The following is a 13,261-nucleotide window of genomic DNA, read 5'->3' as shown; positions in this document are numbered from 1 at the left end:
GGGAAGGAATCATTCATGCTCACCTCGGTTGGGAAGAACCTCCTGCGGTCGGTGGTCGTGCTCGCGGTCGTCACCTTCGTGGTCTTCTTCCTCATGTACGGCAATGGGCCGGGAATCGCGCGTGCCGTAATGGGGATGCAGGCGGAAGTGACCGAGGAGAACGTTGCCGCCAAGATGGCCGAGCTCGGCCTCGACCAGCCGCTCCTGGTCCAGTACGGGCACTGGGTGCAGGGAGTGTTCACCGGCGACCTCGGCCGCTCCTTCTACACCGGCCAGTCCGTGACAGAGGCCCTGTCTACGCGCGTTCCCGTCACCCTCGCCATCGTTGCCGTTGCCCTGGTCCTGACGGCGCTGCTTAGCGTGCTATTGGGAGTCACCGCGGCAGTCAAGGGCGGCCGAATTGACAGGATCCTCCAACTCCTTTCAATCCTCGGCACCGCAGTGCCCTCCTTCATCACCTCGATCGTGCTCGTCTTCCTGTTCGCGATCTTCTGGCGGGTGCTGCCGGCGACCGGCTACATCTCCCCGGACGTGTCACCGGGCGGTTGGGCCGCATCCATTACCCTGCCTGTGCTCGCCCTGCTCATCGGCGCCGTCTCCAGCGCCGCCCAGCAGTTCCGCACCGCCACCCTCGACCAGCTCGGCAAGGACTACGTGCGCACACTGCGCGCCCGCGGCGTGAGCGAGCGCGCGGTCATCTTCCGTCACGTGCTGCGCAACGCCGCGGCCCCGGGGCTGACCGTTCTCAGCCTCACCGTCTTCTCCCTCCTGGGCGGAGCGGTATTCATCGAACAGGTCTTCGCTCTGCCGGGCTTGGGCCAGCTCGCGAACTCCTCGGCGCAGATATTCGACGTGCCCATGGTCATGGGCACCGTCCTCGTCACCGCCGTGATCGTCCTGATCGTCAACTTCCTGGGTGACCTCGCGATCACCCTCCTCAACCCGAAGGCGAGAAAACGATGAGCACCCCCACCGACGCGGCTGCAACCGCTCCCAACACGGACGCCGCCCCCGCCGACGCCCCTGGCACACAGGCTATCCTCGCCGATGGTAGGGAGTCCGCCAACCGCTCCGTCCTGTGTCAGCTTCTGCACAACCCCCTGGCAGATATCTGCCTGCTCATTGTGGCGGCGGTCGTCCTCACCGCAGTCTTTGCCCCGCTACTGGCTCGGTACGGTCCGAATGTAACCGACCTGGCCGCCACCAATGCCGCCCCGGGCACGCCCGGGCATCCGCTCGGCGGAGACGGCTCCGGCCGCGACATCCTCTCCCGTCTAATCTGGGGGTCGCGGCAGACCGTCATCTCCTGCCTGCTCATGCTCGGAGTCTCCCTGGCGGTGGGCGTGAGCAGCGGGCTCGTGGCCGGCTTCTACCGCGGCCGCTTCGAAACCACGGCCGGATTCGTCACCGACGTGCTGATGTCGCTTCCTTCAATCATCCTGCTCATCGCTCTGTACGCGGTGACCGGCCCGAACATCCCGGTGATGATGGCGGTCTTCGGCCTACTGACCGCGCCGACCTATTACCGACTAGTGCGCTCCGTGGTCGTCTCCGTGCGCAACGAGCTCTATGTCGACGCCGCCCGCGTGGTCGGGCTGTCCGACGCCCGCATCATCGGCCGCCACATCCTGTGGGCTGTACGCGCCCCCGTAGTCATCCAAGGGGCCTTCATTCTTGCCTCCGGCATCGGCACCGAGGCGGGCATGTCCTTCCTCGGCCTCGGCGATCCGGCCGGCGTCTCCTGGGGCGTCATGCTGCAAGTCTCCTTCAACGGCATCTACAACAACCCCGTCGCCGTCGTCTGGCCCGCCCTGGTCATCTCCGTGACCATCCTCGCCCTCATCCTGCTGGGCAACGCCCTGTCCGACGCCCTCCAGGCCTCTGCCCGCTCTCGCACCGTCACCGTCCGGCAGCGCCGCGACGCCCTGGAGGCCACCATCACCGCCCACCGGGACGACGCCGTCGCCGCCCCGGATCCGCAGGCCGCCGTCTCCATCCGCGGCCTCCGAGTCGGCTACACCACGGACAGCGGCTTCCGGGAGGTCGTCCATGGCATCGACCTGGACGTCCGCAAGGGCGAGATCCACGGGCTCGTTGGGGAATCCGGGTCCGGCAAGTCACAGATCGCCTTTTCCATACTGGGCATACTCCCTAAGGAAGCGCTGAAGCTGGGTGGAGTGATCACGATCGACGGCGTCGATGTCCTCGCCGACGAGACCGCCATGCGCGCCACCCGGGGCCGCAAGGTCGCCTACGTGCCGCAGGAGCCCATGAGCAACCTCGACCCCTCCTTCACGATCGGCAAGCAGCTTGCTTACGGCATGCGCGCAGTTACCAACCTGTCGAAGGACCAGGTTAGAGAACGGACGATCTCCCTGCTGCACTCCGTCGGCATCGACGATGCCGAACGGGTCATGGGTCTGTACCCGCACGAGATCTCCGGAGGTATGGCTCAGCGGGTTCTTATCTGCGGTGCGCTTGCATGCGACCCGGACGTGATTGTCGCCGACGAGCCGACCACTGCTCTCGACGTGACCGTGCAGGCCGAGGTCCTCGATCTGCTGCGCGAGCTGGCCCGCGAGCGCGGCCTCGCGATGATATTCGTCACCCACAACCTCGGCGTGGTCGCCGATCTGTGCGACACCGTGTCGGTGATGAAGGACGGGGAGATCATCGAGACTCAGGACGTCGAGTCCCTGTTCGCCCACCCTCGCGAGGAGTACACGCGCGACCTGCTGTCCTCCTCTCTCAGCGTCGAACTCATGGAGGTCGAGTCATGACCAGCCGGAAGAACCAGCGGACCTCGGCAGACACCCCGCTCCTGGAAGTAGACGACCTGGTCGTCACCTTTCCCGGCGGCGGACGTGGCCGGGACACCACCGTCATCCACGGTGTCAGTTTTGACCTGCACGCCGGGGAGACCCTCTCCGTCGTCGGCGAGTCCGGCTCCGGTAAGACCACCATTGGTCGCGCCATCCTTGGCCTCGCTCCGGTCTCCGGCGGTGAGATCCGCTTCCGTGGCAAACGCATTTCCAATATCTCACGGGCCGAACGACGTACCATCGCCCGAGACATTCAGGTCGTTTTTCAGGACCCGTACACATCGCTGAACCCGGCTATGCGCATCGGCGACATTCTCACCGAGCCCCTCCGAGCCGCGGGGGCTGAGAACTCTCGCAAACGGGTCTTGGAGCTGCTCGACGCGGTGAACATGCCGGCGGACACCGTGGGCCGCTACCCGCGCGAGTTTTCGGGCGGACAGCGCCAGCGAATTGCCATTGCACGGGCACTCGCCCTCGATCCCGCCGTCATCATCTGCGACGAGCCCACCTCCGCCCTGGATGTCACCACCCAGGCGCGCGTGCTCGCGCTGTTCGAGGACATCCAACAGGCCACCGGGGTCGCCTACCTGTTCATCAGCCACGACCTCGGTGTGGTAAACCGCGTGAGCGACCGCATCGCCGTCCTGCTGAAGGGGCGGGTTGTCGAACTCGGGGACGCGCACCAGGTCGCCACGGCCCCGGCACACGAGTACACGCGCCGATTGCAGATGGCCGCTCCCGTTGCAGATCCGATCAAACAGCGCTCCCGCCGCGAGGCACGCCTGGCCCTCGCTCGCACCGCCTGAACCGGGTCCGTGCCCGGCAGCCGGTCATCCTCACCGCCCCCATTAACCATGCCACCCGGAGACCCCGCAATGTCTGTACCCGCCGCCCCGCAGGTGACCGACCTGCGTTTCGAACACCACCGCACCACCAGCCGTCTCCTGGCCGTCGAGACTGCCGTGCCACGCCTATCCTGGCGCGTTACCGGAGCTCCAGACGACTGGCGGCAGGACGCCTACGAGGTGGAGGTGACACGCGGTGACGACGGCGGGAACGGTACTCGCGTCACGGTCGAATCCGGCGAGCAGGTCCTGGTGCCCTGGCCGACGACGCCGCTCGTCTCCCGCCAGGCGGCAATCGTCCGCGTTCGCGTGCGCGGGGGAGTGGACGACGCCACTCACGTTTTCGTCCCCACCGGCAGTGACGTGACGCGCCCCAACTCGCCCGAGCCCGCCGCAGGCGCGGGTTGGTCGCAGTGGTCCGCTCCGATCGAGGTCGAGGCCGCCCTCCTCGACGACGCCGAATGGGAGGCCGTCTTCGTCGCCCCGGTCGGCATCGGCGGCATCGGCGAGCGCGCCCCCATCGTCTCGACCATCGTTGAGGTCCCAGAGGACCTGGCCGCGGCCCGCTTGCGCGCCACCGCCCACGGCCTCTGCGAGCCCCGCATCAACGGCGTCCGCGTGGACGACTCGGTGCTGAACCCCGGCTGGACCTCCTATACCCACCGCCTCCAGGTGGTCACCTGGGACGTCACCGACCTGCTGCACCCAGGCACCAACACCCTCGACGTCCTACTCGGAAACGGCTGGTGGCGCGGCCACCTCGGTTACTACGGCGACGCGGCCGTATACGGCGACAGGCTCGCCCTGGCCGCCCAGTTGGAGCTGACCACTGCCGATGGAGCCAACACCGTCATTGCCACCGGCACCGACTGGACCGCCCGCGAGTCCGCCGTCGTCGCCAATGACCTGTACGACGGGCAGACCACTGACCTGCGCCTGGCTAACACCACTGGTCCCGCCCACCCCGTGGAGGTGGTGCGCGCCAGGCCGACTGGCGCCGCCCGCGGCGATGCCGCTCCGCGACTCGTCCCTCAAGTCGCACCGCCCATTCGCCCCACCGGCGTGCTGCCCGCCCAGCGGGTCTGGACCTCGCCCTGCGGCAAGACCCTGGTGGACTTCGGGCAGAACGCCGTCGGCGTCGTCTGCCTGACCGCCCGCGGCCTGGAGGCCGGTGCCGAAGTGACCATCCGCCACGCCGAGGTCCTCGAGAACGGCGAACTCGGCACCCGCCCTCTGCGCGGTGCCCGCGCCACCGATACCTGGATCCTGCCTGACGCCGGCGAGCACATCCTTCAGCCCACGCTCACCCTCCACGGGCTGCGCTACGCCGAGGTCACCGGAGTTCCGGACCTTGCCGCGCAGGACATTGAGCTGGTGGTCATCGGCTCCGACTTGGAGCAGGCCGGCACCTTCTCCTGCTCCCACCCGCTGCTGAATCGACTGCACGAAAATGTCATGTGGTCCACACGCGGCAACTTCGTCTCCATCCCACCGACTGCCCCCAGCGCGACGAGCGTCTCGGCTGGACCGGCGACATCCAGGTCTTCGCCCCCACCGCCACCTACCTGTTCGACACCGCCGTATTCCTGCGGTCCTGGCTGACCGACCTGGCCGCAGAACAGTATGCGGACGGGGGTGTGCGGCACTTCATTCCCACCTTCGAACCGACCGTGCGACACGCGCCCGCGGCCGCCTGGGGCGACGCCGCCACGCTCGTGCCGTGGGCGATCTATGAGGCCACCGGTGACCTCGAAGTATTGCGCACCCAGTTGCCATCCATGCGTGCCTGGGTTGATCGCGAGGCTGCGCTTGCCGGGGCTGACCGCATCTGGTCCGGCGGCTTCCAGTACGGCGACTGGCTGGATCCCACCGCCCCGCCGGAACACCCGGCGGACGCCAAGGCCGACCCTGACGTCGTTGCCACCGCCTACTTCGCCCGCTCCGCCCGTGTCCTCGCCGATGCTGCCGCCCGGCTCGGCGAGGACGCGCTCGCGCGGCAATACGGTCGCCTGGCCGACGAGGTGCATGCCGCCTTCAACCGCGCGTTTGTGACTCCGACAGGCCGCATCCACTCCGACGCCCAGACCGTCTACGCCCTGGCCATCTGCTGGGACCTGCTCCTAACCGAGCAGCAGCGCGCCTTCGCCGGGGCACGCCTGGCCGATCTGGTGCGCCTGGCCGGCTTCCACATAGCCACCGGATTCGTAGGCACCCCACTGGTCATCCCGGCCCTGGTCGCCACCGGGCACGCCGACGTCGCCGGTCGCCTGCTGCTTCAGACCGAATGCCCTTCTTGGCTGTACCCGGTGACCATGGGGGCCACCACCATCTGGGAGCGGTGGGACTCCATGCTTCCGGACGGGAGCATCAACCCCGGGGAGATGACCAGTTTCAACCACTATGCCCTGGGCGCCGTCGCGGACTGGATGCACCGGGGCCTGACGGGGCTGGCTCCCGCCGCGCCGGGGTGGCGGCGCGTCGTTATCGCCCCCACGCCCATCGACGGCGTCACCTCCGCCGCCACCAGCCACCTAAGCCCTTACGGCAGGATCGCCGTCGCCTGGGAGATACGTGACGGTGCCCTGGAACTGACCGCCGATCTGCCCGCGGCGTCACCGGCACGGTCTGCCTGCCCGGCGGCTCGCCGGACGTGACCACCGAGATCGGTGCTGGCCAGCACAGCATCAGCGCGACACTGCCCACCCGCAAGCGTCGACGCCCACGCACCGTACGTGAGTTCATGGACGACCCCGCCGCGTGGGGCGCGCTCGTGGCCGTCATGGCCGACGCCGGGGACCTCGCCCTCGACTCCACCGCCCTGGCACACCGCATGCGGCCGCTGCTTGACCAGCCGCCGTCGGCCATCGCCCCCGAACTGACTCCCGACCCGCGCTTCGCCCCGCCCGGGCTGCGGGAACGGATCGAGAGCGTCGTCAACGCCGCAACCGAGGAGCCCCGATGAACGACCTGAGTAGTTCGATACCAGTCGGTCTTGGTGGACAGAGCCTGAATCCAACGACGCTGTATTGTGCCCTCTCATCCACCCGGACTCGCTCCCGCACTCGGAGCATGCTGCTCGCCGCACCTGCTTCACTCCCGGACGCCCCTGGTACGACACCCAGGCAAACGCATCCAGGCCCACGGGGGCTCCATCATCGTCGTCGACGGCGTCTACTACTGGTACGGCGAGAACAAGGAACGCACCACCCCCGACGGCTCGATCTGGCACTGGGGCGTGCGCGCCTACCGCTCCACCGACCTGTACAACTGGGAGGACTGCGGACTGATCATCCCACCCGCACCAGACGACCCCGGCTCGCCTCTGCATCCGGCCGCGAAGCTGGACCGCCCCCACATCGTCTTCAATGCGGCCACGGGGCTGTTCGTGTGCTGGATCAAGGTCATGGGGGTGCACGGGCAACGCTCCAGCGTGCTGGTAGCCGAGGACCTGCTCGGCCCCTACCGGATGGTCCACCGTGACTTCAAACCGCTGGGCATGAACGCAGGCGACTTCGACCTGGTGGTGGACCCCACCGACGCCAAGGCCTACTACTACTTCGAACGCGTCCACTCCGAACTGATATGCGCCGATCTCACGACCGACTACACCGACGTCACCGGTTACTACTCCACTCATTTCCCGCGGCTTCAACCGCCCTATGTGCGTGAGGCCCCCGCATACTTCGAACGGGGAGGCCGACACTATCTGATCACCTCCGGCACCACCGGCTACCTGCCCAACCCTTCCCTGGTTGCCGCCGCTCCCAGCTATCACGGACCGTGGAGCGAACTGGGAAACCCACACCCGGGCGACGCCACCGGTACCTCCTACCGTTCGCAGATCTCCTCGGTGTTCCGCCACCCGGGCAAGCGGGACCTGTATATCGCGCTCGCGGACCGCTGGCTGCCTGCCTGGCACGGGGACGCCCGGCTAGTCCAACAGGGCTTTGCCGAACGGTTCCGGCCCATGGTGGGCAGGTCGTGGATGCCGAGACGACCCTGGCAGCTACACCCAGTCCGGCTGTTGTGGCCTCCCTGTACGAACTGAACGGAGCCGATACCGCCGTCGCCGACTACGTCTGGCTGCCGCTGCGCTTCGAGGACGATCGCGTGCTCATCGACTGGTACGACGAGTGGCGCATTGAGGACTTCGACTGACTCCACTGGGACTTCCCGCCCCTGGCGGATCCCGCCTGATTTTCCAACCGACTGCAAGCGCACCGCCTGATAGGAGACCACCGCATGACCAGCGCCCCCTGGCTCGACACCTCGCTGACCACCGAGGAGCGCGTCGTCGCGCTGTTGGCCGTAATGAGTACGGCCGAGAAGATGAGCCAACTGCAGTGCACCTTCCCCCGCAGCTGCGACGCCGCCACCAGCCCCACAAGCGTGCTGGAGGGGCTGCCGCTCGGCGTCGGCCATGTCTCCACGCTGGAGATGCGCCGACTTACCGATCGGGAGGAGGCCGCCGCCTTCCAGCGGACGCTCCAGACAGAGATCATTGCCCGGCAGCCCCACGGCATCCCGGCTGCCTTCCACATGGAAGCCATAGACGGTGCTACCTGCCCGGTGCGATCTCCCTGCCCAACGGCATAGGCCGCGGCGCCTCCTTCGACCCGGACTTGGAGGAGGAACTCGGCCGGATCGTCACCTCCCAGGAGCGCGCGCTAGGCATCACCTACTCCCTCGCCCCCGTCCTCGACATCGCCCGCGACCCGCGCATGGGCCGCTTCGGCGAGGCCTACGGCGAGGACCCCACACTCGCCGGTGCCATGGGCGCCGCCTTCGCCCGCGGCCTGCAGGCCGACGACGGCTCCGGACGCTGCACCGACGCCGTCGCCAAGCACTTCCTGGGCTTCCACGGCTCCGAGGGCGGTATCCACGGTGCGCACGCCCCCGTCACGCCCCGCCTCCTGCGTGAGGTCTATGGCAAGCCCTTCCAGGCCGCCATCAACGCCGGGCTCAAGGGCGTCATGCCCTGCTACGACTCCATCGACGGCGAGGTCGTCTCCGGCTCGCGGCACCTGCTCACCGAGCTTCTGCGGGAGGAGATGGGCTTTGACGGAACCACCGTCGCCGACTACGGCGCCATCAGCAACATGCACACCTATCAGAACGTCGCCGCTTCCTTCACCGACGCCGGCCAGCAGGCCTTGACTGCGGGCCTCGACGTCGAGTGGCCGCTGCCACAGTGCTACAACAATGAGCTGGTCGAGCGCTTCGATTCCGGGCAGGCAGACATCGCCGTGCTGGATCGGGCCGTACGGCGGGTTCTTGAGTCCAAGCTCCGCATGGGCCTGTTCGAGGACCCCTTCGCCTGGAACAACGAGCGTATCGCCGCCGCTTTCGCGGGCGAGCCCCGCGAGGTCGCCCGCGCCGCCACCCTGCGCAGCGCCCGCGAGTCCCTTGTCCTGCTACGCAACGACGGTGTTCTGCCGGTCCCTGCCGCTGGCGAGAACGCACCCGTCCGGGTCCTCGTGGTCGGCCCGCAGGCCGTCCAGCCGCGCTTCCACTTCGCCGGCTACACCCATCAGTCCATGGCTGAGGGCGCCCTCGCCGCCCGCAACTCCATGGCCGGTACCATCGATACCCAAGCGCAGAAAGCCACTGGATACGACACGATTCCCGGAACCCTGGTCCAGTCCGATCAGTCCGCCGAATTCGACGACGTCCTGGCTGCGTACCACCCCGATGCATCCAGCGTCTTCGACGAGTTGTGCGAGCGCATGCCCGGGGCCGAGGTCACGTGGGTGCGCGGTTACGAAGTCGCCGGAGACTCCGCCGCCGGATACGAAGAGGCCATGGCCGCGGCCGCCCGCGCCGACCTCGTCATCCTCATGTTGGGTGGCAAGAACGGCACCGGCTCCATCGCCACCATGGGGGAGGGAGTCGACTCCACCGAGATTGGGCTGCCCGCCTCGCAGGAGGGGCTGCTGCGTAGAATCGTCGAAGTCGGCGTCCCCACGGTCGGAGTGCATATGGACGGCCGCCCCGTCTCCTCCGACGCCGCCGACCGGCTGAACGCCCTGCTCGAGGCGTGGAATCCCGCCGAGGCCGGAGGAGAGGCGATCGTGGACGTGCTGACGGGCACTGTCGACGCCACCGGACGCATGCCGGTATCCGTAGCCCGCAGCGCCGGACAAGTGCCGGTCTACTACAACCACCCCCACGGCTCCCAGTGGCATCAGGGCGAGTCGGTGGGTTTTCCCGAGTATGTCGACATGCCCCACACTCCGCGTTATGCGTTCGGACACGGCCTTTCCTACACGTCTTTCGCCTACTCCGAACTCGAGCTGGACGCCGAGCAGACATCCGCCGATGGTGTCGTTACCGCTCGGGTCACCATTACCAACACGGGGGAACGTACCGGCACCGAGGTGGTCCAGCTCTACGCCACTGACCGCTATGCCACGACGACTCGGCCCGTACAGGAACTCCTGGGATTCCACCGGGTGGAGTTGGCGCCCGGTGAATCCACCACCGTCGTATTCGAGGTGGCCCCGAGTCTGCTGGCCCTACTGGACGAGGACATGCACTGGATGGTCGAGGCCGGAGATGTGGATCTGCGGGTGGGCTCCTCCAGTGAGGACGTGCGTGGGGAGGCGTCTTTCCGGGTCACCCGCTCCGACGCCGTCGTCGGTTGCAAGCGCGCCCTGCGCGCTCCCAGCCGCATCGAGCAGCCATGAGACCGGCCCCGACTACCAGCCGCGTCCGCATTGCCGGAGGCGATTGATATGAACCACTTCAGCCCGCAATCCACCCTGGGAGCCGTCCTTCGTGTACCCCAGGCCCGCGAGATCCTAGCGCGCGACATCCCGTGGCTGACCGACCTGCAGGTCGCCGTTGAGCACCCCGAGTTTCCCATTGGCGGTCTGCTGGGCATCACACTCGGCTGGGACAGTCCCGCGCGTACCAAGCTCCTCGCTGAGCTCGCCGAGCTGGAGGATCCCACTGTGCTGCCCGTGCGCCGTCCGGCCCGCCCGCTTGCCGCACTGACGGACGAGCAGCAGGTGTGTGCACGACTGAGCGCCCCTGCGTCGGCCCGCTGCTGCGAGCCCGTGGAGGTGACTGTCATCGTCCCTGGCGCAGGCGCTGTACTGCGCGACGTCGAGGTCGCCGGGAACGTTACCCTCGCCGCCACGTTCGTCGGTGTCAATGCGGTGGACGCAGCAGCAAGTGGAGCCGTCCGGACCACCGAAGGAGAGGAGACGGGTGGGCGCCGGATCGAGGTGATTGCGCGCGCCTTCTACCGCCGCGGGGACGAGCTAGTCGCTCGCTTCCTGCCCGAGGTGCCCGGCGAATGGCACCTGCGCGTCGACGGGATCGCTGCGACCATCCCGCTTGAGGCGGAGCTCGCCGTGGCCCCGGCGGCCGTGGGCGCGCACGGACCCGTGCGCGTCGTCTATGGGCACTTCGCCCATGCCGATGGTGTGCCCTTCACGCCGCTGGGCACCACTGCCTACGCCTGGATTCATCAGAGCGCGGACATGCGCCGCCGCACCCTGGAGTCGCTGGCGGGAAGTGGCTTCAACAAGCTGCGCATGTGCATCTTCCCTAAGCATTACGACTACAACCACGCCGACCCGGAATCCGTCCCCTTTCGCTCGGCCGGCTCGGGAGAGCGCGAGTGGGACTGGGACGCCTTCGACGCAGACTTCTTCGACAGGCTCGAGGACTGCGTGCGCGAACTGGGGCGGCTCGGGATCGTTGCCGACCTGATCCTCTTTCACCCTTATGACCGTTGGGGCTTCGCGGAGATGACCCCGGACGTTGACGACGCCTACGTGCGGCACGTAGTGCGGCGCCTGGCCGCCTTCCCCAACGTGTGGTGGTCCATGGCCAACGAGTATGAGCTGCTGACAACTAAGCGTCCCTCGGATTGGGACCGTCTGGGGCGGATCGTGGCCGAGGAGGATCCGGTGGGTCACCCCATCGGCGTGCACAACATCTTCGAGCCCTTCGACGCCTCCGCCGATTGGGTAAGCCACGTGTCCTTCCAGGGTGGGGGTTACGAGGCGGGCCGGAAGGTGGACGAGTTGCGCGGTCGCTTCGGCAAGCCTGTGGTCATCGACGAATACGGCTACGAGGGCAACCTGGAGCATGACTGGGGGAACCTCACTGCCGAGGAGGAGCTGCGTCGCTTCTGGGAGGGTGTCATCCGCGGCGCCGGTATGACCCACGGCGAGACCTATTTCCATGAGGAGGGGATCTGGTGGTCCCACGGTGGTGTCCTGCGGGGTGAGAGCTGGAAACGCATCGCCTTCCTGCGTCGGCTCATCCAGGAGGCGCCACACGGGCGGCTGTCCCCCATGCCGCCCGGCAAGGGGCTGATGACAGCGGTGGACGGGGAGGACTACCTGCTGACCTATTTCGGCGGTGCCCAGCCCTACCGGACCACAGTCACGGTGCCGGAGGGGCGCAGTGCGGCGATCGATGTCATCGACACCTGGAACATGACGGTCGAGCAGGTCGTGACCGGAGCGAGTGGCCGGGTGGAGGTCCCGCTTCCGAGCCGCCCCTGGATGGCTGTGCGCGTGCGTTGCGACTGACCGGCCTTCCCCTCCACAGGGTTTTCGTCTAATATTTTCGTGACACAAAAGGTGGGTTTCATGGCTGACGGCGTCCGGGTGCACCCGCGGGTGGCGGAGCGGCACCCGGACGTGGACGCGGATGACGTTGTTACCGCCTGGCGCCAGGCGATCAGTATCAGGAGACGGAACTTCGACCCTCCCGAGTACTACCTAGCAGCCGGTATGGATGCGAAGGGCAGGCTGCTCGAGATGCTCGGAGTCCAGCTCGAGGATGGCAGCATCCTGGTATTCCATGCAATGAAGCTCACCCACAAGGCAGCACTCGAACTCGGGCTCGGTTAGGAGGAACCGGTGACGACGTACACAACCAAGAGCGGCAGGACGCTCACAGACGGGGACATTGAAGCGCTCGCGCAGGCGGCGGAACGTGGTGACTATCCGGGTGAGCCCGGCGATTTCGTTGTAGGTCCGCCGGGGCGCCCACGCCTGTGCGACGAGGAACTCGTGACGGTTGCCTTCAAGGTGCCGCGTTCTCGGCGCGAGGCGCTCGACCGCAGGGCGAAGTCACGTGGGGAGACCAGGAGTCAGTTGCTGCGCGAAATCCTCGAACGGGAACTCGCGTCCTGAACGATGATGCTCCCGACCGGCTGCCCTCCGGCGAACAAGCACTCGATGCGTTCCTTCCGCCCCGTCCTCCGCCGTACCTATAGCGGCCGGTAGCCGAAGCGCTCAATGGTCGCGGTGCCGCGGATGGTGCGCACGCCCACTACCCGACCGGTGAAGCCGCCGGCTACCTCCGTGGACAGGTAGCGGCCGTCCAGCCGCCCCAGCTCGACATCCTTGCCGTCTACGCTCACGCCCAGCACCAGCTCGTCGGGCACGCGCTGCCCGAAGAACCCCGACTCCGGGAGCTGCGCGCCCACCCACAGTCGCGCCGGCCGGTCCTGCGGCCCCTCCGGCTCCTCGGCCGCCAATTCGCCCAAAACCTGCTCGAATGGCGCTGCGGTCGCCACGGCCACGGCGCAGTTCCCGTCCCACCGCACGGCGGCCCGGTGTGCCGGAT

Annotated in this window: 13 protein-coding genes and 1 pseudogene; 13 read left to right on the top strand and 1 reads right to left on the bottom strand. The window is 67.6% G+C overall.

From position 1 onward, the window contains the following. Positions 1 to 15 precede the first annotated feature (15 nt). From BW737_RS01945 to BW737_RS01895, 13 genes and pseudogenes are all read left to right on the top strand, one after another. A complete protein-coding gene (locus tag BW737_RS01945) occupies positions 16 to 963 on the top strand; it encodes an ABC transporter permease (protein ID WP_086615191.1) in 948 nt (315 codons plus the stop codon). Then, the gene (locus BW737_RS01940) at positions 960 to 2,780 is read left to right on the top strand and encodes a dipeptide/oligopeptide/nickel ABC transporter permease/ATP-binding protein (protein WP_086615190.1); all 1,821 of its coding nucleotides are present in this window, start codon (positions 960 to 962) and stop codon (positions 2,778 to 2,780) included. The genes BW737_RS01945 and BW737_RS01940 overlap by 4 nt, the downstream gene beginning before the upstream one ends. Further along, entirely contained in the window at positions 2,777 to 3,628 is an 852-nt protein-coding gene (locus BW737_RS01935; protein ID WP_086615189.1) for an ATP-binding cassette domain-containing protein, read from the top strand. The genes BW737_RS01940 and BW737_RS01935 overlap by 4 nt, the downstream gene beginning before the upstream one ends. A gap of 48 nt (positions 3,629 to 3,676) precedes the next feature. Then, positions 3,677 to 6,045 (top strand): annotated as a pseudogene (locus BW737_RS17360) (family 78 glycoside hydrolase catalytic domain); the annotation flags it as partial. 3 nt (positions 6,046 to 6,048) lie between these two features. Then, a complete protein-coding gene (locus BW737_RS19750; RefSeq protein ID WP_420835691.1) occupies positions 6,049 to 6,321 on the top strand; it encodes an alpha-L-rhamnosidase C-terminal domain-containing protein in 273 nt (90 codons plus the stop codon). Next, entirely contained in the window at positions 6,318 to 6,629 is a 312-nt protein-coding gene (locus tag BW737_RS01925; protein WP_086615188.1) for a hypothetical protein, read from the top strand. Before BW737_RS19750 ends, BW737_RS01925 begins: the two co-directional genes overlap by 4 nt. 66 nt (positions 6,630 to 6,695) lie before the next feature. Beyond that, complete coding sequence (locus BW737_RS01920) at positions 6,696 to 7,715, top strand: family 43 glycosylhydrolase (protein ID WP_218961737.1); 1,020 nt, start codon at positions 6,696 to 6,698, stop codon at positions 7,713 to 7,715. After that, positions 7,694 to 7,825, top strand: a complete 132-nt coding sequence (locus BW737_RS17355; protein ID WP_257210359.1) for a hypothetical protein — start codon at positions 7,694 to 7,696, stop codon at positions 7,823 to 7,825. The genes BW737_RS01920 and BW737_RS17355 overlap by 22 nt, the downstream gene beginning before the upstream one ends. A gap of 84 nt (positions 7,826 to 7,909) precedes the next feature. Then, positions 7,910 to 8,263, top strand: a complete 354-nt coding sequence (locus tag BW737_RS17350; protein WP_086615187.1) for a hypothetical protein — start codon at positions 7,910 to 7,912, stop codon at positions 8,261 to 8,263. A 26-nt stretch (positions 8,264 to 8,289) separates the two neighbouring features. Continuing rightward, positions 8,290 to 10,353 (top strand): glycoside hydrolase family 3 N-terminal domain-containing protein, encoded by a 2,064-nt coding sequence (locus tag BW737_RS01910; protein WP_086615186.1) that lies wholly within the window; start codon positions 8,290 to 8,292, stop codon positions 10,351 to 10,353. A 48-nt stretch (positions 10,354 to 10,401) separates the two neighbouring features. Then, positions 10,402 to 12,216 carry a DUF5605 domain-containing protein gene (locus BW737_RS01905; protein ID WP_086615185.1) on the top strand — a complete coding sequence of 605 codons (1,815 nt, stop codon included), beginning with the start codon at positions 10,402 to 10,404 and terminating at the stop codon, positions 12,214 to 12,216. Positions 12,217 to 12,276: 60 nt separating this feature from the next. Then, entirely contained in the window at positions 12,277 to 12,540 is a 264-nt protein-coding gene (locus BW737_RS01900) for a hypothetical protein (RefSeq protein WP_086615184.1), read from the top strand. Between the two features lie 9 nt (positions 12,541 to 12,549). Then, entirely contained in the window at positions 12,550 to 12,825 is a 276-nt protein-coding gene (locus BW737_RS01895; protein ID WP_086615183.1) for a hypothetical protein, read from the top strand. A gap of 77 nt (positions 12,826 to 12,902) precedes the next feature. On the opposite strand, the gene BW737_RS16540 is transcribed toward BW737_RS01895, so the two are convergent. After that, positions 12,903 to 13,261, bottom strand: a 359-nt coding sequence (locus BW737_RS16540) for a hypothetical protein (RefSeq protein WP_218961735.1), incomplete at its 5' end; no start/stop codon positions are given.

Source organism: Actinomyces ruminis, assembly GCF_002154335.2.
Classification (GTDB): Bacteria; Actinomycetota; Actinomycetes; order Actinomycetales; family Actinomycetaceae; genus Actinomyces; species Actinomyces ruminis.
This window is presented reverse-complemented; position numbering and strand designations above follow the sequence as displayed.

Bases quoted from the DNA above. Each gene is read 5' to 3' on its own strand.
- BW737_RS01945 (WP_086615191.1), top strand. From the start codon at position 16: ATGCTCACCTCGGTTGGGAAGAACCTCCTGCGGTCGGTGGTCGTGCTC.
- BW737_RS01940 (WP_086615190.1), top strand. From the start codon at position 960: ATGAGCACCCCCACCGACGCGGCTGCAACCGCTCCCAACACGGACGCC.
- BW737_RS01935 (WP_086615189.1), top strand. From the start codon at position 2,777: ATGACCAGCCGGAAGAACCAGCGGACCTCGGCAGACACCCCGCTCCTG.
- BW737_RS19750 (WP_420835691.1), top strand. From the start codon at position 6,049: ATGACCAGTTTCAACCACTATGCCCTGGGCGCCGTCGCGGACTGGATG.
- BW737_RS17350 (WP_086615187.1), top strand. From the start codon at position 7,910: ATGACCAGCGCCCCCTGGCTCGACACCTCGCTGACCACCGAGGAGCGC.
- BW737_RS01905 (WP_086615185.1), top strand. From the start codon at position 10,402: ATGAACCACTTCAGCCCGCAATCCACCCTGGGAGCCGTCCTTCGTGTA.
- BW737_RS01900 (WP_086615184.1), top strand. From the start codon at position 12,277: ATGGCTGACGGCGTCCGGGTGCACCCGCGGGTGGCGGAGCGGCACCCG.